28 protein-coding genes are annotated in these 21,748 nt (G+C 56.9%); 21 read left to right on the forward strand and 7 right to left on the reverse strand.

What is annotated here, in order from left to right; all coding sequences use genetic code 11:
- Nucleotide 1: 1 nt before the first annotated feature.
- On the forward strand, nucleotides 2-463 hold the full coding sequence (locus HY011_11985) for a hypothetical protein (protein MBI3423649.1): 462 nt from the start codon (nucleotides 2-4) through the stop codon (nucleotides 461-463).
- A gap of 16 nt (nucleotides 464-479) precedes the next feature.
- Here HY011_11985 and ytxJ read toward each other — a convergent pair whose 3' ends face one another.
- Complete coding sequence (gene ytxJ / locus HY011_11990) at nucleotides 480-833, reverse strand: bacillithiol system redox-active protein YtxJ (protein MBI3423650.1); 354 nt, start codon at nucleotides 831-833, stop codon at nucleotides 480-482.
- 118 nt (nucleotides 834-951) lie between these two features.
- Between ytxJ and HY011_11995 the strand changes: the two genes are divergently transcribed.
- The 10 genes from HY011_11995 (at nucleotide 952) to HY011_12040 (ending at nucleotide 9,373) form a co-directional block, all read left to right on the forward strand.
- Nucleotides 952-1,131 (forward strand): hypothetical protein, encoded by a 180-nt coding sequence (locus HY011_11995; GenBank protein ID MBI3423651.1) that lies wholly within the window; start codon nucleotides 952-954, stop codon nucleotides 1,129-1,131.
- A 109-nt stretch (nucleotides 1,132-1,240) separates the two neighbouring features.
- A complete protein-coding gene (locus tag HY011_12000) occupies nucleotides 1,241-1,666 on the forward strand; it encodes a hypothetical protein (GenBank protein MBI3423652.1) in 426 nt (141 codons plus the stop codon).
- Between the two features lie 152 nt (nucleotides 1,667-1,818).
- Nucleotides 1,819-2,391, forward strand: coding sequence for a sigma-70 family RNA polymerase sigma factor (locus tag HY011_12005; protein ID MBI3423653.1), 573 nt, complete (start codon nucleotides 1,819-1,821; stop codon nucleotides 2,389-2,391).
- Nucleotides 2,388-2,813, forward strand: coding sequence for a hypothetical protein (locus HY011_12010; protein MBI3423654.1), 426 nt, complete (start codon nucleotides 2,388-2,390; stop codon nucleotides 2,811-2,813). Before HY011_12005 ends, HY011_12010 begins: the two co-directional genes overlap by 4 nt.
- 97 nt (nucleotides 2,814-2,910) lie before the next feature.
- Complete coding sequence (locus tag HY011_12015) at nucleotides 2,911-4,572, forward strand: thiol-disulfide isomerase (protein MBI3423655.1); 1,662 nt, start codon at nucleotides 2,911-2,913, stop codon at nucleotides 4,570-4,572.
- Between the two features lie 123 nt (nucleotides 4,573-4,695).
- Nucleotides 4,696-5,277 carry a DUF4252 domain-containing protein gene (locus tag HY011_12020; protein ID MBI3423656.1) on the forward strand — a complete coding sequence of 194 codons (582 nt, stop codon included), beginning with the start codon at nucleotides 4,696-4,698 and terminating at the stop codon, nucleotides 5,275-5,277.
- Between the two features lie 68 nt (nucleotides 5,278-5,345).
- Nucleotides 5,346-7,061 (forward strand): VWA domain-containing protein, encoded by a 1,716-nt coding sequence (locus HY011_12025; GenBank protein ID MBI3423657.1) that lies wholly within the window; start codon nucleotides 5,346-5,348, stop codon nucleotides 7,059-7,061.
- The gene (locus HY011_12030; GenBank protein ID MBI3423658.1) at nucleotides 7,051-7,623 is read left to right on the forward strand and encodes a DUF4252 domain-containing protein; all 573 of its coding nucleotides are present in this window, start codon (nucleotides 7,051-7,053) and stop codon (nucleotides 7,621-7,623) included. The genes HY011_12025 and HY011_12030 overlap by 11 nt, the downstream gene beginning before the upstream one ends.
- A gap of 28 nt (nucleotides 7,624-7,651) precedes the next feature.
- The gene (locus HY011_12035) at nucleotides 7,652-8,215 is read left to right on the forward strand and encodes a DUF4252 domain-containing protein (GenBank protein MBI3423659.1); all 564 of its coding nucleotides are present in this window, start codon (nucleotides 7,652-7,654) and stop codon (nucleotides 8,213-8,215) included.
- Nucleotides 8,216-8,560: 345 nt separating this feature from the next.
- Nucleotides 8,561-9,373, forward strand: coding sequence for an RDD family protein (locus HY011_12040; protein MBI3423660.1), 813 nt, complete (start codon nucleotides 8,561-8,563; stop codon nucleotides 9,371-9,373).
- 18 nt (nucleotides 9,374-9,391) lie between these two features.
- Here HY011_12040 and HY011_12045 read toward each other — a convergent pair whose 3' ends face one another.
- Entirely contained in the window at nucleotides 9,392-9,727 is a 336-nt protein-coding gene (locus tag HY011_12045; protein ID MBI3423661.1) for a DUF971 domain-containing protein, read from the reverse strand.
- Between the two features lie 107 nt (nucleotides 9,728-9,834).
- On the opposite strand from HY011_12045, the gene HY011_12050 reads away from it, so the two are divergent.
- Nucleotides 9,835-10,341 (forward strand): DUF1232 domain-containing protein, encoded by a 507-nt coding sequence (locus HY011_12050; protein ID MBI3423662.1) that lies wholly within the window; start codon nucleotides 9,835-9,837, stop codon nucleotides 10,339-10,341.
- An 81-nt stretch (nucleotides 10,342-10,422) separates the two neighbouring features.
- On the opposite strand, the gene HY011_12055 is transcribed toward HY011_12050, so the two are convergent.
- Nucleotides 10,423-10,839: an SET domain-containing protein-lysine N-methyltransferase gene (locus HY011_12055; protein ID MBI3423663.1), complete on the reverse strand. Its 417-nt coding sequence runs from the start codon at nucleotides 10,837-10,839 to the stop codon at nucleotides 10,423-10,425.
- A 212-nt stretch (nucleotides 10,840-11,051) separates the two neighbouring features.
- Here HY011_12055 and HY011_12060 point away from each other — a divergent pair, with 212 nt between their 5' ends.
- A complete protein-coding gene (locus tag HY011_12060; GenBank protein ID MBI3423664.1) occupies nucleotides 11,052-11,966 on the forward strand; it encodes a proline dehydrogenase family protein in 915 nt (304 codons plus the stop codon).
- Here the strand turns inward: HY011_12060 and HY011_12065 are convergent.
- Nucleotides 11,956-12,132 (reverse strand): hypothetical protein, encoded by a 177-nt coding sequence (locus tag HY011_12065; protein ID MBI3423665.1) that lies wholly within the window; start codon nucleotides 12,130-12,132, stop codon nucleotides 11,956-11,958. The genes HY011_12060 and HY011_12065 overlap by 11 nt on opposite strands.
- Nucleotides 12,133-12,324: 192 nt before the next feature.
- Between HY011_12065 and HY011_12070 the strand changes: the two genes are divergently transcribed.
- From HY011_12070 to HY011_12080, 3 genes are read left to right on the forward strand one after another with little or no spacing between them, the layout of a single operon-like run.
- Nucleotides 12,325-13,005, forward strand: a complete 681-nt coding sequence (locus HY011_12070) for a DUF4197 domain-containing protein (protein ID MBI3423666.1) — start codon at nucleotides 12,325-12,327, stop codon at nucleotides 13,003-13,005.
- A gap of 27 nt (nucleotides 13,006-13,032) precedes the next feature.
- A complete protein-coding gene (locus tag HY011_12075; GenBank protein MBI3423667.1) occupies nucleotides 13,033-14,790 on the forward strand; it encodes a neutral/alkaline non-lysosomal ceramidase N-terminal domain-containing protein in 1,758 nt (585 codons plus the stop codon).
- Nucleotides 14,791-14,826: 36 nt separating this feature from the next.
- Nucleotides 14,827-15,207 carry a hypothetical protein gene (locus HY011_12080; GenBank protein ID MBI3423668.1) on the forward strand — a complete coding sequence of 127 codons (381 nt, stop codon included), beginning with the start codon at nucleotides 14,827-14,829 and terminating at the stop codon, nucleotides 15,205-15,207.
- A gap of 212 nt (nucleotides 15,208-15,419) precedes the next feature.
- Here the strand turns inward: HY011_12080 and HY011_12085 are convergent, their stop codons facing one another.
- The 3 genes from HY011_12085 to HY011_12095 form a co-directional block, all read right to left on the reverse strand.
- Nucleotides 15,420-16,073 (reverse strand): type II secretion system protein GspG, encoded by a 654-nt coding sequence (locus tag HY011_12085; GenBank protein ID MBI3423669.1) that lies wholly within the window; start codon nucleotides 16,071-16,073, stop codon nucleotides 15,420-15,422.
- A gap of 13 nt (nucleotides 16,074-16,086) precedes the next feature.
- Nucleotides 16,087-16,224 (reverse strand): hypothetical protein, encoded by a 138-nt coding sequence (locus HY011_12090; GenBank protein MBI3423670.1) that lies wholly within the window; start codon nucleotides 16,222-16,224, stop codon nucleotides 16,087-16,089.
- Nucleotides 16,225-16,469: 245 nt separating this feature from the next.
- Nucleotides 16,470-16,994, reverse strand: a complete 525-nt coding sequence (locus tag HY011_12095) for a hypothetical protein (protein ID MBI3423671.1) — start codon at nucleotides 16,992-16,994, stop codon at nucleotides 16,470-16,472.
- Between the two features lie 146 nt (nucleotides 16,995-17,140).
- Here HY011_12095 and HY011_12100 point away from each other — a divergent pair, with 146 nt between their 5' ends.
- The 5 genes from HY011_12100 (at nucleotide 17,141) to HY011_12120 (ending at nucleotide 21,712) form a co-directional block, all read left to right on the forward strand.
- On the forward strand, nucleotides 17,141-19,696 hold the full coding sequence (locus HY011_12100) for an AMP-binding protein (GenBank protein ID MBI3423672.1): 2,556 nt from the start codon (nucleotides 17,141-17,143) through the stop codon (nucleotides 19,694-19,696).
- 1,037 nt (nucleotides 19,697-20,733) lie between these two features.
- Entirely contained in the window at nucleotides 20,734-20,916 is a 183-nt protein-coding gene (locus tag HY011_12105; protein ID MBI3423673.1) for a hypothetical protein, read from the forward strand.
- Nucleotides 20,917-20,977: 61 nt separating this feature from the next.
- Complete coding sequence (locus HY011_12110) at nucleotides 20,978-21,145, forward strand: Flp family type IVb pilin (protein ID MBI3423674.1); 168 nt, start codon at nucleotides 20,978-20,980, stop codon at nucleotides 21,143-21,145.
- Nucleotides 21,146-21,202: 57 nt separating this feature from the next.
- A complete protein-coding gene (locus HY011_12115; protein ID MBI3423675.1) occupies nucleotides 21,203-21,370 on the forward strand; it encodes a Flp family type IVb pilin in 168 nt (55 codons plus the stop codon).
- Nucleotides 21,371-21,535: 165 nt separating this feature from the next.
- Nucleotides 21,536-21,712: a Flp family type IVb pilin gene (locus tag HY011_12120; GenBank protein MBI3423676.1), complete on the forward strand. Its 177-nt coding sequence runs from the start codon at nucleotides 21,536-21,538 to the stop codon at nucleotides 21,710-21,712.
- Nucleotides 21,713-21,748 lie beyond the last annotated feature (36 nt).

A 21,748-nucleotide genomic window follows, 5' to 3' on the forward strand; every position in this document is an offset into this window, starting at 1 on the left:
TATGAGGGTTGAGAAGCTCCGTTACTACTTTGCAAAAGCAGATGATTCGCCTTTTCTCTCACGACTTGTAGTTGTTTTGTTATTGCCGGTGGTGGCGTTGCTGCTTTGTGGAGTCGTTGAAATTTTCGAGTATCTTCACTATCCCACTGCCGATAATGTCGAAGCGGCAATCCGCCAGCAACTACCAAGCGGTACGGATAAAGCAGTGGTTGTCCAGTTTCTCCACCAATACAAATTCAGCTTCAGTGATGGCTCAGCCGATGAATGGGCAAAGTCGTTTTCAGATTTTCATAAACCCAGGATTGAAGCGAAAATCGGCCTCATTAAGAGTTACATTAAAGGCAACACAACTGTAGCAGAGCCGTTCAGCCTAGGTGGCTGCTGGTCTGAGGTGACCTTCTTCTTTGACGTTGATGGAAAGCTGATTGATTCAGTGGTAAGCGAACACTGCGATTCACTTTGACGATGGTGGCAAGAACTCACCACCAATCTTTGCTCACAGCCTTGAGTAACCTATCACTTTTGATGGCGAGGTGCGATTCGTCCCAAACTGCCCGGCCATTCCTTACTAAAATCGCTTGCGGTGATTCGTGTTGAATACCTGTGACACGCTCTAGTTGGTCGCTCACCTCGCGCGCCGTTTGCACGACGATCAAGGCGTGCTGAACAGAGGCGCTAGCCTCAGATGCCAGATACTTTTCAAATTCGCCAAGGGCGCGCGAACTGATGGGACAGGCGTTGCTGTGTTTGAAAAAGAGCACCGGTTGTTGATGCGAGGCCTGCAACAGATCGGTAAGCCCCGCGAGCGAAGTAAGTTCTTGATATTCAGGCATGGAAATTAATTCAGATTACCTCCACGACATGGATAGCATCCACGCGCGGGGCGCGGCAAGCGCCCAGTTTGGTTGGCCTGCCGGGGAGTTCGGTTTATCATCCGCGTGGAGGTCAAAGATGCATTCACAAGTTGTTATCGAAGAGCACGAAATGCCGCCGGAATTGGGACGGCTGTTCGAGCAGGCGCGGCGCAACCTGCTTTGGTTCAGCGAGAATGCCGAGCGGCTGGAGGTGTTTAATCGCTATCTCGGACGCTGTGTGGCGGCGACGGGCGGGGGAGCTGTTTGTCGGCGATAGCCGCGAAGAAGTCGAACGCCTGGCGCGCTCGAAATACCCTGACGACACGCCACATATCCGCCGCATTCCTTCAGCAAAGCGAGCTTGGATTTATGCAAATCAAGGGTGAATGGCTGCGCCTTGTGACGATGGTGTGGTCAGACCGCTCGTGCAGGGCGCGGTGTTGCTGGCAAACGGCCAATGGTATGAAGTCACGTTTCTACTGGACGGCGGCGCTGACCGCACAGTTTTCAGCGATGACTTTTTAGCTGTGTTGCGCCCGCTGGTGGTGGCTGAGGCCGAGCCGCTAGGTCTGACCGGCATTGGCGGCGCGGCGGATTCGCTGACGATTGAAACCTCGCTGCAATTCACCCGCGACGATGGCAGCGTGGTTACGGTACGCGGCGCATATTCTGTCTTTGCCGTAAACAGCGGAACCGACTTGGCTGTACTGGGCCGTGATGTAACCAATAATTTCGGTGTCATATACGACTATCCCAACTGGACAGTCGCGCTGCTCGCGCCGCCGCATTACTACGAAATCAAGCGACACTGAGCCCGGCCAATTTCCCCCGCAAACCGCCCGCCCGATTTTTTTCAGCCAGCTTGCATCTTTTTGCATTCTCCCGTCACTCACGCCTCGTAATGACCAGTGCAAGACAAAGCGAACGCAACGACCAAAACGAGTTGGCCCAATTGGGATCAGGCATGCAGCGAGAAGGTTCATCCGCGCCCACTGTCACCAGTGACACGTTGACGCGAGCCAGGCAGGGAGATCAAGCGGCCTTTGCCGCCCTGGTGCGCGAACATCAGGCGATGGTGTTTAGTGTGGCGCGGAACTTTCTGCGCGACCGCCACATTGCCGAAGAAGTCGCGCAGGATGTCTTCCTGCACCTGTACCGCCATCTGGCCGTGATCGAATCGCCGGAGCATTTGAAATACTGGTTGCGCAAGGTGGCGGGGCATCGCTGTATTGATTATGCCCGGCGCAACAAGTTGCAAACCGTCGAATGGGAGGGAGTCAGCGAACCCGCCGCGCCCGTCAAAAGCGCCGACCTGCTGTTGCAACAGACGCTGCGCCGGTTCGTCGCGACGCTGCCCGAAATGCCCCGGCTGATCGTGACGTTGCGTTACCAGGAAGATATGGACCCGACCGAAATCGCACAGGCGCTGGCAATGCCGCTCAATACAGTCAAGAGCCACCTGCGCCGCTCACTGGCCCTCTTGCGAGAGAAGCTGCGGGAAAAGGTCGGGCGCAGTTTAGGAGAGAAAGCACTATGAGTTTCGAGTTGGAAAAGGCTTTGCGCGCGGCGTTAGAGCGCGAAGAGCCGAGTCCTGATTTCACTGCGCGTGTGATGGCGCGGCTCGCTGAACAGCCGGAACCCGAGCCCGTTGTGCAGCCCAGTGAACGTGTGCATTGGTGGCAGCGGCTGACTGGCCCATTTGCGAATTGGTTCCAGTTGCCACAACTGCATTGGGTGACGGCGGGCGCGCTGGCTTGCGTATTGCTGGCTTGTGTAGTGGGCGCGTTCAGTGTGCGCCAGTACCGCCTTCGGCAACGCGAAATTGCCGAAGGCGAACACGCCAAAGAGCAAGTGATGCTGGCCCTGCAAATCGCCAGCACCAAGCTCAACGCCGCGCAACGCAAAGTGCGGCAGGCGGGCGAAGGCAGCACTGCTGCGAATACAGCGGAGCGACCATAAACGTTCGTAGTCCCGCCTTCAGGCGGAAATGGCTGAAAGGGTAACCATTCTGCCTGAAGGCGGGACTATGAACGTTACTCAAGAGCTAGGAGCAACGATGAATCAGACACGAATTGCCACACTTTTATGTTTAGGACTACTGGTCGGCGCAGCCTCTTTGTTGTCCGTCAGTGCGGCGAGCGGCAGCAAGGTCGCCAAACCCGTCACGTTTAACAAAGACATCGCCCCGATCTTTCACGCCAAATGCGCCGAGTGCCATCACCCCGGCGAGGCTGCACCATTCTCTACGCTGACATACAAGGACGTGCGTCCGTGGGCCAAATCCATCAAGGAGAAAGTCGCCAGCCGCACGATGCCGCCCTGGCACGCTGATCCGCATTTTGGCGAATGGGCTAATGACCGGCGGCTGACGCAGGCACAGATTGATGCGATCACGGCTTGGGTAGACGCCGGTGCGCCCGAAGGCAATGCGAAAGATTTGCCGCCCGCGCCACAATTCGCCGAGGGTTGGACAATCAGCAAACCGGATGTCGTGATTCAAATGCCGGATGAATTCACGCTCGACGCCAGCGGGCCGGATGAGTATCAGTATTTCGACATCCCAACCAATTTCACCGAAGACAAGTATGTGACGATGGCCGAAGCGCGGCCCGGCAATCGCAAGATCGTGCATCACATCATCGCCTTCGTCGTGCCGCCCGGCGAGCCGAATATATCGAAGCTGCCGAAAGAAATGCGCGACAAGGCGTTGGAGGCTTCGCTCAAGAATTCGCCAATGTACCGCGATGGCTTTCTGATTCGGCTGAAACCGGATCAACCCGTGCACGATGATCTGTGCAGCGCGCCCGACAACTTTCGCGGGCGCGGCTTTGACGCCGATTCCTTCCTGGTCGGTTATGCGCCGGGCCGCAACGTAGACCGTTGGGAGCCGGGCACGGCGAAAAAGATTCCCGCCGGTTCGATCATCCGGTTTCAGATGCACTACTCAAAAGTGGCGGGCAGCGTGCAGAAAGACCGTTCGATGGTCGGGCTGGTCTTTGCCAAAGAGCCGCCCAAGCGGTTGATTCAAACCGGTTCGGTGCAAAACATTTACTTCAAGATTCCGCCCGGCGCTGAACGGCACAGGGTCGCCGCCTGCTGGATGCCGAAGGACGATGTGACGATCTATTCGTTCGGCCCGCACATGCACTATCGCGGCGCGGCGATGGAATATAAGGTCACTTATCCCGACGGACGCGAACAGGTGCTGCTGAACGTGCCGAATTACAATTTTGGCTGGCAGACAAATTACGCGCTCAAACAACCGCTGACCTTGCCGCGCAACAGCAAGCTGATGGTGACGGCCTATTTCGACAACTCGGCGAAGAACAAGTACAACCCCGACCCAGCGAAGCCAGTGCGCCACGGCGAACCGACTTACGACGAAATGATGATGGGCTTTCTGGATTTCACAGTGCTGAAACCAGCGGTGGCGAAGATTGATCCGAAACAGTTTGATGGGTTGCTGGGCCGCTATGACATCGGCGACAAACGCATCATGACCATCACGCGCGAAGGCGACCGGCTCTTTACCCACGTCACCGCCAAGCGCGAGTTATTACCGGAAAGCGAGAACAGTTTTTTCTGGAACGAATTTCCGGGACGGCTGAGCTTCGTCAAAAACGAACAGGGCGAAGTGCTTGAAGCCGTCTTCGATCAAGGCTGGAAGCCCTTTCATGCGAAACGAATCAAGGATGCTCCGGCAGGTAGCGGGCAGTAAGGTTGTACAGCAGGCTGCCAGCCTGCTGTGGGCTGAAGCTGTGCGGCATTCGTTGTTCAAGGTAGGAGTCGTGTATGCGGCAGCAGGCTGGCAGCCTGCTGTACATTTCCCCAAGGAGAAAATATGAAACCCTTCGTTCTCAGGTTGATGGTATTCGCGCTGCTCGTTTGTGTGAACGTGGCAGTCAAGGCGCAAGACCCGGCGCGCGTGCAGATGGATCACCTCGACCGGCTCTTTCCCAAAGCCGTCGAAACGATTGACGTGACGGTGGACAGCGGCTTGCTGCGGCTGGCCTCCAAATTCCTGCAAGGCAGTCAAGCCGATCAGGCGGCGGTCAAAGAGATTCTGAACATGATCAAAGGCGTTTATGTCAAAGGCGTCGAATTCGAGCACGAGAATGAATTCACCACACAGGATGTCGAAACCTTGCGCCAGCAATTGCAAGCGCCCGGCTGGTCGCGCATCGTCGGCGTGCGCAGCAAACGCGCTGGCGAAAACGTCGAAGTTTTCATGATGCACAACGGCGACATCATTCAGGGCATCGGCGTGTTGCTCAACGACCCCAAGAAACTGATGATCGTCAACGTCGTCGGCCCGCTCGATCCCGAAAAGATCAGCCAGTTGGTGGGCCGCTTCGGCATTCCCAACATTGATTTCGATTGGAGCGGCGTGGCTGTCAAAACCAAGCGCCGCGATGCGAATTAAGTGGTCAGTGGTTGGCGGTCAGTGGTCAGTCAGATTGCCAACTGCCAACTTTACCGAGGAGGAGTGCAATGTTTACTCGTCGTCTTGCTAGTTTCGCACTGACCAGCGCCTTATTGCTGGCGTTGACGCCTGCGACTTGGGCCAATGGCAAAGGTTTCAAGGATGTCGTCAATCATCTGCAAACCAATTACCGCGCCAAGAAAACCAAGATTCCGCTGTTGGGCCTGGCGAACTTTGCGGTGAAAGTCGTTCGCCCGGCAGGCGTGAAAGGCTTCAAGGTGGCGGTGTTTGAAGGGCAGGACTTCTCGCCGCGCGCGGGCGAACTGCCGTTCATGAGTGTGATGCGTCAGGCTTACTTGCCGGAAAAAGGTTGGAAGCCGTTGGTGCAAACCAACTCCAAACGCGATGGAGCGTTGCAACGCGCCTTCATCTTTTTCAAAGAAAACAAAAAAGATGTCGAAGTCGCGGTGACCACGCTCAGTGAAAACGAAGCGGCGGTGATCGAAGTCAAATTCAGCCCGGACAAGATGGTGCAGTTTCTCGACAACCCGCGTTTGATGGGTATCTCGCTGGGCGGGTCGTTGCGCGGGCAGACAAACAACACCATCGCGGGCACCCTCAGCGGCAATCTCAATACAGCGCGTCCAGCTGCCGCGCCGCGCACGCCCTCTGAGCCAACCGGCAACTCGATCACGGTGGTGGATCGCACGGGCGCACCCGTCATGGGCAACACTGTTGCTCCAACGGTGACTGTGAACACGAATCAACGACTGGCGTTGAAAGCGGCAGCGGAACCCCGCGCCAATGACCAGAACAATCCGCCCAGCGCGGCGACCGACGCGGCGATGACTGACGCGGCCAGCGCCAAAATCGCGCCTGCTGTCGTCGAGCCGAAAGACCCGAACGCGATTCGCATCGAAACGCGGCTGGTCAATCTGAACGTGCGTGCCCTGAACAAAACCGGCTTGCCGATCACCGATCTGAAGCCGGAAGACTTTCAGGTTTTTGAGGACGAAGCGAAGCAAGAGGTCGCCCATTTCAAGCCGGTCAACGCGCCCGTCAATTTGCTTGTCCTGCTGGATATGAGCGGCAGCACGCAAGGGAAGCACAAGACGATGATTGAATCAGTGCGCAAATTCATTGATCTGCTGCCCGCTAACGACCGCATGTCCATCGTCGCGTTCACGCGCCGCTATTACCGCTTGAGCACCTTCACCAGCGACAAAGCGGTGCTCAAAACAGCAGTCGAAAAGATCAGCAAGATTTCGGGCGGCACGGCCTATTACGACGCGATGGTCGAGGCGCTGAATGATCTGAATCACCTGGGCGACGCGCGCAAAGCCATCGTCGTGCTCACCGATGGCGAAGACGAATCCATGTTCGGCAATGAGCCGACCGGCTTCAACTTCCAGCAAATGCTGGATCGCGCGGCGGAAGCGGATGTCACGGTCTATCCGATTTACTTTTCCGGCGCGGATACGGGGCGCGCGTTGAATCTGGTGTTTAGCGGCCCGTCACTCGACCGGCAAAATGACCGCCGCACACAGGCGCGCAAACAAATGCAAGCCGTCGCCGATCAAACCGGCGGCGAAGTCATCAACGCACAAGCCGAAGGCGATCTGGCTGCGGCGTATGCGCGCGTGGCGACCGAATTGCACACGCTTTACAGCCTGGCTTATTCGCCCGACAAGCCGAAACACGATGGCGCGTTCCGCAAGATCAGCGTCAACGTCAGCCGCGAAGGCGCGCTGGCGAAGACGCGGAAGGGTTACTATGACAAATAAAGCTTCACTCGCGGTGTTGTGCGCGTTGTGTTGTGCGCTGGCCGTTTCGGTCAAGGCGCAGGAAGCGCGCTTGCAGATAGATCAACTCAACCATCTGGCGAACCGCGCGAAAGAATCGGTGGATGTCACGATGGATCGCCCGGCGGTGCAGTTGGTGGCGAAGCTGACCACGCTGGACGCCAAAGACCAGAGCCGCTTTCGTGAACTGGCCCAGCGGATTCAAGGCATTTACGTGCGCGCCTTTGAGTTTGAGAACGAAGGCGAATACAACCAGAGTGATGTCGAATCGGTACGCGCGCAACTGCGTTCGCCCGCCTGGCAACGGCTGGTGCAAGTGCGCGACCGCAATGGCGAAAGCAACGAGGTCTATTACGTCACGCGCGTCCAAAATTCGGAATGGCAGATGGAAGGGATGGCGGTGATCACGGCGGAGCCACGCCGCTTGTGCGTCGCCAACATTGTCGGCCAGATGAACCTGGATGATCTCGGCTTGCTGGATCGGGAATTCGGCGTGAGCAGTTGCGGGAAGGGTAAGAATCGGCGTGAGCGGGTGCGCCGCTAAATTTGAAATTGGAGATTTGAGATTCGGAATGAAGAAGTTTCTTTTACAGACAAGCGCGGCGGTGTTGGTGTTGTGCCTTAGCGCCCTCGCAACGTGCGCGCAGGACGCGAAGATTCCGCTCGAACGGTTCGATCATCTGGCGGACAAGGCTGCTGAGACCGTCGAGGTGACGTTGGATGAGCGGCTGTTGCGGCTGGCGTCGAAATTTCTGAGCAGCAGCGACCCCATGCAGGCGAAGGTCAAGGAGATGATCGCCAGCCTCAAAGGCATTTACGTGCGTGTGTTCAGCTTCGATAAGGTGGGCGAATACGACGCGAAGGAATTGGATGGGCTGCGCACACAATTGCGCGGCCCCAACTGGCAAAAGATCGTCGGCGTGCGCAGCAAGCGCGGCGGCGACAACGTGGATGTGCATCTGCTCACGCAAAACGACGTGATCGGCGGCTTGGCGATCATCGCCGCCGAGCCGCGCCAACTCACGCTGGTCAATATCATCGGCCCCATTGATCTGGAAAAGCTCAGCCAATTGCAGGGCCAACTCGGCATCCCCAAACTCGACATTGATTTCGGCAGCAGCAAGAACAAGAAATAGACTTCAGACTTCAGACTTCAGACCTCAGACCTCAGGGCTTTTGCAAAGTCGCCAGCGCGAGCGCTCGAACGGTTTGACTGACTCCTGATTCCCGGTTCCTGATTCCTGACAAACTGAGAATACTGGCTGATTTTCAATTTGCCAGGAGTCAGGAGTCAGGAATCAGGAGTCAGTCAAAGGTCTTTGGCGGATGTTTTGAGGACTTTGCAAAAGCCCTGCCTCAGACCTCGAACCTGTAGTTGCAGGTGTTGATTTCAGACTTCAAAGTTCCAACACCTGATTGCATTCCGGCCTGATGCGTGAAAGGTCTGAAGTCTGAGGCCTGAAGTCTGTTAAAATGCCCGCATGACCGAAGAGACGCTCATCATCGAAACACCTGAACACGTCGAGTTGCAATTCGCGCTCGCCTCGGTGGGCAACCGCTTTCTCGCCTGTGTGGTTGACCATACGTTGCAGTTGCTCGCCATTGCGATTGTTTCTACGCTCACCTACAACCTGAGTGCGGGCGCGCGCCGGTTGGGCAGCCGCATGGCGAGTGGCGTTGAAGAAGGGAATTTGTGGATGATGGCGGCGCTGGTCTTGGTTATGTTCGTCATCTTCTTTGGTTATTTCACGTTTTTCGAGACGGTCTGGAATGGGCAAACACCGGGGAAGCGCTGGTTGAAGCTGCGTGTGATTCAGGAAGACGGCAGACCGATTGGGTTTTTCGCGGCCTTCACGCGCAATATGCTGCGACTGGCGGATATGACGCCGCCGCCGTTTTATTCGTTGGGCGTGCTTTCGATCTTTGCCAGCAGTCGTTCAAAGCGCTTGGGCGATTTCGTGGCCAACACCGTCGTCATCAAAGAGCGTTCCGCCGAAGCGCCCAAATTTGAGGAAGTCTTTACCAGCGAGATCATTGATACAGCCATGCGCCGCGTCGCCGAACCCGTCGCTTTTCGCGGCGAAATACGCGCTGTCACTGAGAGCGAGATGCAAGTCGTCGAGAGTTTTTTGCGCCGCCGTTACGACATTCCCGAACAACCGCGCGCTTGGCTGGCATGGCGCGTCGCTGCTCCTATTTTGAATAAGCTTCGGCCTGAATACGATCCAGAAGGATTCAGCTATGAGGGGTTTTTGGAAGAATTGATCGCGCGGTATCGCGTGCAAAAGCGCTAGCACCTGCCAGTCACAGCCTCACGCGCTGTTGGGAATCTCATACAACATCTTCAACGTGTAAATGCCCGTATCGTGGTGATCGCTGAAAACCAGATGGTAGGCATAACGACCCACGGCGGCCATGTCCGTCAGCTTGACGCCGGGGAATTGCGCAGACTCCAGCTTCAAACTTTGCTCAGGCGCATGGCCCTTGCAATGGGCGCAGGGGCAGGCGGCGCGCAATACGTCCAAACGGTGGCGGCTGACGTGTCCGTCATCCCAGTTGATTTGCAGAACAGTGTCGCTGTCGGTTAGTTCCAGCCCGGCGGGAAAAACGGAAATGCGGCTGTGTTCGGGCGCGGTAGGTTGGGTCATTGGTCGGTTCCTGTGCTATAAATTTTTTGCGCGGGAGCCGGGATTTAAGCATCCAAAGCGCCGTGCAAGCAAACCCCTTGTATCACCACAACCAAGAGGAGGAGCCGTTGACCGAGAACCTGAACCAAGCACCGAGACACGAACGCCACAAAGCGCGGGGCTTTTTACACGATGCCCTGATGCTTATTCCGAACTTTCTGAAGCTGCTTTACCGCCTATTCAAAGATTCACGGGTGCCGACAACAGAGAAAGCCTTCCTGGTCGGCGCGATTATCTATGTCATCTCGCCGCTCGATTTGATTCCCGATGTGATCCCGTTCATCGGCGAAGTTGATGATTTATATCTGGTCGCTTTGACGGTGCTGCGCCTGCTCAACCGGGCGCCGGACTTGGCCATCCGCGAACATTGGGAGGGCCGTGGCGACGTCGTAGGCGTGGTGGACAAGATCGTGCGGGCCGCGCAATACGTGCTGCCCAAACGTGTGCAACGCATCTTGCTGGGCCAGGTCGAGATTGCCCCGAAAGTGTTAAAAGGTGGGATGCTGGCCTCGCCCGCCGCGCCGGAACAAATCGAGCCGCACATACAGGAACGTGAACGGCGCGCCGAGCGCTAAGCCAAGCAACAACGAACTGCGTCTGGTGAAGAGGGAACGCCGCAACTCTTCACCAGGCGCGGTTCGTCGTTGGTGAGCGGGTTATTTGTTCATCTTGCCGCGGCAGGTCGGCGCGCCGCACGAACAGCCATAATCATCGGGATGCCAAGACCATTCGTAATCCAGCAAAATCTCTTCACCCGGTTCGATGTCGCGCAAGGCAAAGAAAAGGATGTGGTCTTTGATGATGCGGACGGTGCAGTTCGGCGCGCAGGAATGATTGATGAACTGTGTGCCGTTGCCGCCGACGCTGCCGTCAATGGCCCAATAATAGTTAATAGCGCAAATCTGAATCCGTTGCAGGTCTTTCAGACGCCGCTTGATTTCGCGCCGCGAAATCTTTTCGCCCGCATACTCGGCGATCTTCTTGCCCTTGGGAAAGCGTGCGGTCGCAAAGCAGCCTTGGCCGTCAATTTTCGATTTTTTTACGGTGATACCGTGTGCGTAGGTAGTTTTCATAACGCGCGCGATCATAGCATTACGAGAGTGGGCCCGTCATTGATTCCCCTGGGCTGATGTTCTATTCTCGCCGCCGCTTTGACACCTATTCATACCTAGATCGGTTTTCACTTCGGTGTATGGCAAAAAGCCGCGCCGCGGGACTGTCCCGGCGCAGCGCGCCTACCGTACACGCAAATGAAAACCGATCTAAGGCCCGCGAGGAACTGCTTATGCTCACGCGCACCGCGCTGCTTTACTTATCCCGTCAACACAGTTTCAAAAATTACTTTTCGTATTTGCCCGGCTTCAAACAGGTCACGCGCCGCTTCATCGCGGGCGAAAACATTGATGACGCCATCGTGGCGATCAGGGAACTGAACGCACTGGGCATTTCGGCCACCTTCGATCACTTGGGCGAGAGCACGACTTCGGCGGCAGAGGCCGAAGCCGACGTGCGCGAATATTTCAAAGTCTTGCGCCGCATTGACGAAACCGGCGTGAATTCCAACGTCTCGGTCAAACCCACGCAACTCGGTTTGGACATCAGCGAAGACCTTTGCCACAACAACATCCGCCGCATCGTCGAAGAGGCGCGCCGTTACGGCAACTTCGTGCGGATGGATATGGAAGGCTCCGACAAGACCGATGCGGCCTTGCGCATCTTCTATGCTTTGCGCGCCGAATTCGACAACGTCGGCATCGTGTTGCAGGCCTATCTCTACCGCACGGAAAAGGATTTGGACAAAGTCATGGCGATGAATGCGCGTGTGCGCTTGTGCAAGGGCGCGTATGACGAACCGGCGGAAGTCGCCTTTCCTGAAAAGAAGGATGTGGATGACAATTACGTCAAGCTGATGCGGAAGCTGCTCAAGAGCGGCGTCTATCACGGCATGGCGACGCACCACGAACGCATGATTCAAGAGACGAATGACTTTGCCACGCGCGAGGGCATCGGCAAGGATCAGTATGAGTTCCAAATGCTGTATGGCGTGCGTCGCGATTTGCAACTCAAGCTGGCGGCAGAAGGTTACCGCGTGCGCACCTATGTGCCGTATGGTGAATACTGGTATCCATACTTTATGCGGCGGTTGGCTGAACGCCCCGCCAACGTGTGGTTTCTTTTGAAGAACTCGTTTAAGGGCTGACGTTTTCCTGTGCTTGCCGATACTCAGCCAGCAACTCTTGCATGATGTCCGAGAACGTCCAGTTTGGATCGAGCGTCGGATCCGCCGCCAAGCGCCGCTCAAATTCCGCATAAGCCCGCGCGCGCGCCCAGGCGAAAAACTTGGCTAAATCAACGTCTGTTTGCATTCGTGCTGCCTTTGTTTGAAGAGGTTTGAAGTACGCGCCGGATTCTCAGTTTCCGGCTGCGGGCCTGTCAAGCTTGGCCTGTCAAGCTTGGTAGGCTGCTGTCGACTGTGATAGCTTGCGCGCACCCCACTTACATCAAAACGCTGATCCAAAATAAGGAGTGGATGCTTTATGCAAAGGCGCAGCTTCATCTTGAATTTGTGCAGTTCTGCCGTGGTTCCGGTTTGCTTGCCGTGCGCCGCCAACGCCACACAGTTTGGCGGCTTGAGCGACAGCAAGATCATCGCCGGCTTGAAAGAAGCCTTGGAAATCGGCACCGGCAATGCCGTCAATTTGACCGGGCGTGTGGATGGATTTTTCAAAAACGCTGCGATCAAAATCTTGATGCCGAAACAGTTGAACACAGTCGAAAAGACCCTGCGCACTGTGGGGCAGAGCGCACTGGTGGATGAATTCGTGATGAGCATGAACCGCGCCGCCGAAAAGGCCGCGCCCGAAGCCCGCAAGCTGTTCGTCGGTGCGCTCAAAGAGATGAGCTTTGACGATGCGCGCAAGATTTTGACTGGCAACGACACCGCCGCGACCGAGTATTTCAAAGGCAAGACCACGCTCAAACTCACCACCGCCTTCCGCCCGATTGTCAGCAAGGCGATGGACGAGGTCGGCGCGACGCGGCAGTACAAAGATTTGATCGGGCGCTTGCAGCAGATTCCTTTCGTCAAAACGCAAGCGTTGGACATTGACGAATACGTCGTCGTCAAGGCGCTCGATGGCCTGTTCTATATGGTGGGCGAGGAAGAGAAGAAGATTCGCAAAGACCCGGTGGCGCGGGTGACCAGCATTTTGAAAGACGTGTTTGGCAAGAAACGTTGAGTTTGTTTTTCATTCGGAGGTTCAGCTATGGCGCGTTGGATGATCGCTATTGTGTGTTTGTTCGTATTGCTCTGTTTAGTTTTGAACGCTGAAAGGACAGCGGCAAAGGATGAACTCAAAGTTGGCGTTGCCGCTGTTGCCGTAACTCCCTTCGGCCAAAATCAGGCCTGGGATGGCACGGTCACGGCATCCGGCGTCTGGGGCGAGACCTTCACCGACCAGAACGGCAACGGCGTCTGGGACAGCGGCGAGCCGTTTGTGGACGACCCCGGCAACACTGAACTCGACGCCAGTTCCAAGAACAAATACGACGGCATCTATCTGGCGGGCTTCGGGAATAAACGCTTGGCGACCGGCAAGCACGACGATCTGTGGGCGCGCACGATTGTGCTGGAATACGGCACGACCAAACTCGCCATCGTAGCGGTGGATTTCATCGGCTACTATTCCGAAGCGAAGTATTACGGCCTGAATCACGTGCGCAAATACCTCGACCCCAAGCTCGGCATCCACACTATTGGGGACATCCTGATCGCCAGCACGCACAGCCACGAAGGCCCTGACACCATCGGCGCGTGGGGTCACGGTGCGCTTAACGATGGCAAGTATCCAAAATATCTGCGGTTCGTGGATCAACAGATTGCGCGCAGCATTCAACTGGCCGCCGCTAAACTGGAACCGGCGCGCGTGAAGCTGGGCCAGACCGATGCGCAAAAATCGCCGGGTGTGGCTGGGATGCAAACGCGCACGGGTGGCCGCCCACCGCATTTCTTTGACGAAGAGTTGCGTGTGTTGCAATTCGTCGGGACGCGCGGCGCGCGCAAAGACAAGGCCATCGCCACGTTGGTCAATTGGAATACGCACCCCGAATCTATGGAAGACAAGAACACGGTGCTGACATCCGACTTTTGCCATTCGATTCGCGAAGAGGTTGAAAAGCGCTTCGGCGGCACGGCGCTCTATGTCAACGGCGCGATTGGCGCGGCGGAGATCATCGGCGACACCAATCGCAAGACGAATGACCGCAGCACCTTTGACGGTAAGCAGTACGATTTGCCCGCGATCTTCGGCAAAACCGATTTGATGTTCGAGCGCACGATGGCGATTGGGCGCGAGGTCGCCAAAGCCACCATTGCCGCGTTGGAAAACGGCGAATGGAGCAAGACGAATGCGCTCGAAGTAAGACAGGCCGACCTGCAAGTGCCGATGGATAACCCGGCCTACTTGATGGCTTCGAAAATCGGCGTGCTTGATACGATGGAGATTCCGTCGGATGAGCAACTCAAGGCGGGCGCCTTGCCGCAAGCCAAAACGACGCTCTATGCGATTCGGCTGGGCGATGCGCAACTGGTGACCACGCCCGGCGAACTCTTTCCCGAAGTGTTTTACGGCGTTGCCAAATACCGCCGCAGCGATTGCCCGGCAGCCGATAACGGCGCGCCGCCTGAACCGTCCATCCGCGAGGCGATGACGGCCAAGTATCGTTTCATGCTGGGTCTGTGCCCGGATGAGTTCGGCTACATCGTGCCGCGTTACGATTGGCAGCGCGAACCGCTGGATATGCAGAAGCTCGATTTCAAACGAGCCATTGACCCGTGCAAAGCCAAAGGTGTGCCGAATCACTACCACGAGACCAATTCGGCGAGTTCGGTACTCGCGCCTGCTTCGGCGTGCGTGACGGTGGCGTTGCTGACGGGCAAAGTGCCCAACGTTGCCGCTTGTCAGGGCGTTGCGCAGTATTCGGCCTATGTGCGCGAGTTGGGAGACACTTCGTCGAAGCGCTGATCTGAAGGGCGCTGCGTTTGAAGAGAGGTCGCGCTTATGGAAATGACAAATGAACGGCCGACATCAACCGCCAAACCGATGGCCGTCACGTGGGCGGTGCGGCTTATGCTCATCAGTCTTGGGCTGAGTTGGATCAAAGCTGCATTTATGGTCACCAGGTTTCCGACTGGTTCAAAGACGGTTTTAGTTCTCGTTTTGATTGGCGGTGTTGCGGTGACGCTCTTCTTGCTTGCGCAATTGGCGAAGGGGCAGAGCTTTGTACGGTGGTTATTTCTAGTTGCGTTCTTGATTGGGCTTCCAGCGATGTTGCCTCTCTATCGGTCGGAGTTGCAACAGGCTCCCTGGCTGTTTTGTTTAGAGCGGTTTGCAATTGCGTTTACGGGAGCGCGTTGTGCCGCGACAGTACCGCGCGCGTAAGCAAGCGGTGCCTAGGCGACTCAGCCAATGGCGTAAGCTTGACGCGCCGCTTGCTCACGCGCGCGGTACTGTCCCGCTGCGCGACTTTTCCCATACACCGATGTGAAAACCGCTCTAAGCTCGCTGGCCTTTAGCGCTCAATTGATCGCCTTGTGCTTGTTGTTCACGACAAAGGCGAATGCCTGGTTTAAGGCGATGAAAGGGCAGGGAACTTAAGGTTTCGCTCCGTCGTTGGTGCGCACGCCACCGGAATTGACTTGCAGAAACGGCTTGCCCGCCGCCTCGCCTTCCGGCCCATTCGTGAAAAGCTCGTAAGCCGCCCCGTCGTTGTAAACGCGATAGACATATTCGTTGCCCCAGGGATCGAGCGAATAATCGCCTTCGATATAGGGCCCGCGCCAGTTGGCGATAGTGGAGGGTTGTTTGAGCAGTGCGTTCAAGCCTTCCAGTTTGCTGGGGTAACGGTTGGCGTCGGCGCGGAAGGTTTCGAGCGCCTTGGCATAGCGGTCGAGTTCGTTGCGCGCCAGCGTCTCGCGCCGTTGCAGCCGAACCTGCACTTGCTTGCGTTGCTGGGCGCGCCAATAAACAAAGGACAGCAGTACCAGCACAACACAGCTCAGCGCCGCCGCGATCAAGACACGCCGATTGCGTTTCTCACGTTGCAGCCGCGCCTCTTTTAACTCCGGCACAAACACGATGGTCTTGTCGGGCCGCTGCGTCGAGGCGATCTGGCTGACGAATTCCAGGCGTTTCTCTGCTTGGCGCGTGGCGCCCGCGACCGGCGCTTGGCAGGCCAGGCAGTAGCGCCGATTGGGTGCCAGCGGCGCGCCGCATTCCACACATTGTTGTTTGATACTTTCCGCCATCAGCCGTTTGCGATCAGAGCTTGAACAGATACGAGAACTTCACGAACAATTGCTTGCCATCGTTGATAAACTGATTTGGGAAGCGCGTCAACTCTGCGCCCGTGTTGGCGGGGATCAAAGCGCGATTTTGCAGGTTGCTGTGGTGGCTCACATACAGCGCCCTCCAGGCAATGACCCGATAGGCTGCCAGCAGATCAGTGTTGAAATTCTTGCGCGTTTCCAGCGAGGGGTGGGGTTGATTGGGCGGTGCTGCGACTGTTGCGGCTACGGATTGCAGGCGAAACCTGAGTACGCACCGCTGCCAGTGTGCAGTCTCGGCGACAGACGAATTCCTACCGGAAGGGAAATGTTTACTGCCACGACTGCACGCTGGGAAGCGTGCGTACCCAGGTTTGCTCAATTCGTCAGCACGGCATCGCATTTCGCGCGGGTGAAAGGGAAGTCAACGCCGCGCTCCTGGCCGTTCATCTTGCCTTCGATGCGTGCTTGCATTGCATCTCCGGTGCGGCGGTAAATGATGCGTTGCGGAAAATCGTGCGCCGGGTTTTCAAAGATGGCTTCGCTCTCTTTCCACGAAACCAGCTTGAACGAAGCCTCGGGCTGACCCGAGGGCTTGGAGGTGTAATAGATGTTGCCTTGGTCTGCGCCCTGGCCTTCGTGAATGCGCAGAAACTCGAACTCGCGGATGTTGCCATCATTGAGCGTGCGGCTCATGCCCAGCATCGTGTTGCCCGCCGCTTTCATCCAGTGCTCTTCGTTGTAGCGTTTGCCACGGGTGTTTTCCCAGCAGCCACTGATCCAGCCAAGCGCCTGCACAGTTGGTTTGGCGGATTGCCGGGCTTGTGGAGGGGCGGCCACAGGCAAGAGGCAAAGCAATAAATAAAGACTGCCCAGGCAAGTTTGCAAGCGTGTCGTTTTCATAGGTGATGTTCCTTTCTGTGTTGCGTTAAAGGTCTTGGAACGAGCCGGCGTTAGCTTAGCCGAATCCGGACTCGATGCAACCGGGATTGACGGCGTGAGGCCGTGGCCTGCACAGTATTTTTGTCAGACTCAGGCCGGAGGGATTTATGCGTGGAAATCTTGTCAGCTTCTTGGAGGATGCGTTGACGCGCGCCAGCGAGACCGCGCTGGTGCATTGCCGTGGTTTGCGCACCGAACGTTGGACGTATGGCCAGTTGGCGCAGACGGCCTTTCAATTCGCGCGTGAACTGGAAGCGCGCGGCGTTGGCAAAGGCGAGCGCGTGTTGTTCTGGTCGGAGAGTTGCGCCGAATGGGTGGCGGCGTTTTTCGGCTGCCTGCTGCGCGGCGTGATCGTCGTGCCGTTGGATGAGCAGAGCGCGCCTGATTTTGCGGCGCGCGTGCAGCAGCAGGTTTCAGCACGGTTGCTGTTGTGTGGCGAAGCGCAGCGGCAATTTTTCAAAGTGGATGTACCTGCACTGCTTTTCGCTGATTTGAGCGAGTTACTCAGCCGCCATTCAACCGCCAAATATGAGGCGGTCACGCTGAGCGCGGATGATCTGGCCGAGATCATTTTTACTTCGGGCACGACGGCAGAACCCAAAGGCGTCTGCCTGTCGCAGCGCAACCTGCTGGCCAACCTGGCGCCGCTCGAAACCGAAATCGCCAAATACCGGCGCTGGGAGCGGCTGTTTCGTCCTTTGGGGTTTTTGAACCTGCTGCCATTGAGCCATGTCTTCGGCCAATTCCTGGGCATCTTTGTCCCGCAAATTCTGGGCGGCGAAGTCTTTCTGCCCAGCACGCTCAACCCGGCTGAAATCATCTCGACGGTCAAGCGCGAGCGCATCTCGGTGATCGCCGCCGTGCCACGCCAGCTTGAAACCCTGCGCGACAAACTCGAACGCGATTACGCGGCGCAGGGGAAGCTGGCTGAGTTTCAGGCGCGTTTTGCCGCCGCCGCCGGAGAGCATTATTTCAAACGCTGGTGGCGCTTTCGCGCTGTGCACAATCGTTTCGGTTGGAAGTTCTGGGCCTTCGTGGCAGGTGGCGCGACGTTGGAAGAAGAGACCGAAGGTTTTTGGCAGCGGCTGGGCTTTGCCGTGGTACAAGGTTATGGGATGACCGAAACGGCTTCGCTCGTGAGCGTCAATCATCCGTTCAAACTCCGCCACGGTTCGATTGGCAAAACGTTGCCGGGCCAGGAAATCAAACTAGGCGAGAACGGCGAAATTCTGGTGCGTGGCGCGAATGTGGCAGCGGGGTATTGGCCCACTGCTTCTTATGAGGACGGGGTGCAAGCGATGTCTGGCGACGAAGGCTGGTTACACACGGGCGATGTGGGCGAACTGGATGCGGCAGGCAATCTCTATTTCAAGGGCCGCCAGAAAGACGTGATCGTGACGGCGGCGGGGTTGAACATCTATCCCGAAGATTTGGAAGCGGCGCTGAACAAGCAGCCAGCCGTGCGCGCCAGTTGCGTGCTCGGCGTCGCAGGCGCACGCGGCCCGGAGGCCGTAGCCGTCCTGATCTTGCGCGATCAAAACGCTGACCCCGCCGCCATCGTCGAACAGGCGAACAAAGCATTGAGCACGGCCCAGCAATTGCGCCACTGGTTCGTCTGGCCCGAACCGGATTTCCCGCGCACGCCGACGCAGAAGGTACGCAAGAATCTGGTTAAACAAGTTGTCGCTGCGGATGGGCAGTCAACGGTGAATGTGCCAAGCCAGGCGCAACCCTTGCACGCGCTCATTGCCAGTTTGAGCGGGCAAGCGGCGGAACCGCACACCAGTCTGAAGCTGGATTCGCTGGGCCGCGTCGAATTGGCGAGCGCGCTGGAAGATCGCTTCCAGATCGAAGTGGACGAGGCCGCCATCACTGCCGACACCACGCTGGCCGACTTGGAAAAGCTGCTTCAATCCGGCGCGGCAGATGTCGCTGGCACCACGACTACACCGCAGCCTTATCCTTATCCGGGTTGGGCGTTGCGCGAACCGGTACGTTTATGGCGCTTGCTCTGGTATTACGTTTTGCTGTTGCCGCTCACGCGGTTGTTGTGTTGGGTGCAAGTGCGCCAACGCGAACGGCTGGCTGATTTGCACGAGCCGGTCTTGTTTATCGCCAATCACATTTCGATGGTGGATCACGGATTGATTCTATCAGCGCTGCCGTGGCGCTTTCGGCACCGGCTGGCGATTGCGATGGGCGGCGAGCGTTTGCGCGGCTTGCGGCATCCGGCGGCGAGTGTGAATTGGTGGGGTCGTGCTTGGTTGCGGTTGCAGTACCTGCTGGTGGTGACGTTGTTCAACGTCTTTCCGCTGCCGCAAAAAAGCGGCTTCCGGCGCAGCTTTGCGCACGCCGGCGCGGCGGTGGATCGCGGCTACAGCGTGCTGGTCTTTCCCGAAGGCCGCACCACCCAAGACGGCGCAATGCTACCGTTTCTGCCCGGCATTGGTTTGCTGGCAGCGCAATTAAACGTGGCCGTCGTGCCCATCAAGATCGAAGGGCTATTTGAATTGAAGCAGCGCCAGCGCCCTTGGGCTTGGCCGGGCGCGGTGAAACTCACGTTCGGCAAGCCGCTGCGGTTTGCGCGGGACGCGGAACCCGCAGCCATTACGCACGCGTTGGCGGAGCAGGTGAAGGCCTTGGGCACGGTTGAAGAGCACTGAGATTTTGCAGTTAGTCATGGCGAGCTGGCTCAATCAGTCTGGCCCCTAAAGATCAGGACGCCTTGCCGCAACGTCGAAGCTGGGACTCGCATTGAACAAATAGCGGAGCGCTACGCGAAAGAGCAGATGGCCAGGTTGACCTATTGTCGTATGCCTTAGCACCTCCCTGGCGTACAGCGACCGGCCAAACAGCTTGCTGAAGGACAAAACGGCTTGGAAAAATCCGTCTTGGCCTGCAACGCGTCATTGATCAGTCCCAGATGTTGCGGCTAGTACAGCCCGCCCCCGCGCTTAGGGTGTAGGCCCTAGGGAAATAGGCCGATGCCTCTGCGCTAGGCACTCTTTTTTTGGGCTATGAGTGTAATACATCAGAATGCTCCCCACTAAGAGGTGACAGCGAGAATCAGAAACAAGCTGGAAGAAAGATGTCGGTGCCGAGTTGAGATTGAAACAGGCGCTCGCGCGAAAAAAGTGCGAGCACCTTCGCTCCTCCCCCATTTATTCAACCGAACCTGCACAGCCTGCTTGCGACAGATTGTTTGTTGAAGTGCCAACCAAAAATACCCACTTTGAATGCGCAATGCTCTGCGCGCGCCGAAAGACAGTGCCGCCATCGGCGTTTGACAAATCGTAAGTCTGCCACGCGTGAAACTGCTTTACCTCCCACTTAGGTTACCGCCGACACCGCGCTGGCAACGAAATCTAAAACAGTTCAAGTTAAGACGATAAACCGTGTGACGCCGTAGTTGGTTTCTCGTTACCCAAAGACTAAAGAGTCCTCAGATCAGCTCGGTACCGGGCGCATGCACGCGCGGTATGCAGTAGCTAAGACAACTGGTAACACACGGCTTAGACAAGACCTTGAGAAACGCCAGACCATGGTTCGCGAGAATCGTGGTGGGGCGAAGTGTTGTTCAAAGCCTGTCTGTGGTTGTCTCCTGCGCGCGGCCAATTCGTGGCCAATTACTGATTGAAGCGGCGGAAGACGTATAGACAGATACGCTCATCCCCCAATCGGTAATAAAGGAGACACCCCCATGTTTGAAATGCTGCGCCAAGCCAAACTGTTCTTACAGGATGAGACCGGGTTGGAATTGGCTGAATACGCCTTGGGCGCGGGCTTTATGGCCATTGCCATTGCCACTGCGTTCGGAGAATTAGGCGTGGAAGTTTCGAAGGCGCTTGCCGGCTTGATTGGCAAGATGGATGACGGCAACTAAACGCCAATCGCAATTGGCTATTTAACAACCCCCCCCCAATGTTCAAAAGGAGCATTACCACATGAACGCACTGAAGAATTTTTGGAATGACGAGACCGGTTTGGAATTGTCCGAATACGCCGTGGGCGCGGGCCTGATCGCCATCGCGGTGGCGGCGGCATTCACCAACCTCGGTTCGCAAATCACCGCAGGCATTGATGGCCTGACCGGCAAAATTCAATCGAGCTAAGCGCCCCCCAGCGTTTAGTCATCATCACAACACAACCATTACAAAGGAGCATTGCACATGAATACGATCAAGAATTTCTGGAACGACGAAACCGGTTTGGAATTGTCCGAGTACGCCGTGGGCGCGGGCCTGATTGCTATCGCGGTGGCGACGGCGTTCACGAACCTCGGTTCGCAAATCACCTCGGGCATCAACGGCCTGACGGGCAAGATCAAATCCAGCTAAGGCTGACCGGCTAAGGCTGAGAGGTCTGGGGAGGTCTGGTGGTCAAGGGCCGCCAGACTCCTTCAGACTTCTCAACAACCGCTGGGTTGTTGACAGTCTACTTTCCGGCTAAGGCAAGCGCTTTTTTCCCGGATTCCCCCAACATCAACCTTTGCATTAAGGAGCATGGCAACCATGAACGCAGTGAAAAATTTCTGGAACGACGAAACTGGTTTGGAATTGTCCGAATACGCCGTGGGCGCGGGCCTGATCGCTATCGCGGTGGCGACGGCGTTCACGAACCTCGGTTCGCAAATCACCTCGGGCATCAACGGCCTGACGGGCAAGATCAAATCCAGCTAGTGTTGGGTGCGCACAATGCGTGACCAGCAAACCTAA

It is taken from the genome of Acidobacteriota bacterium (genome assembly GCA_016196035.1).
Lineage (GTDB): Bacteria > Acidobacteriota > Blastocatellia > RBC074 > RBC074 > JACPYM01.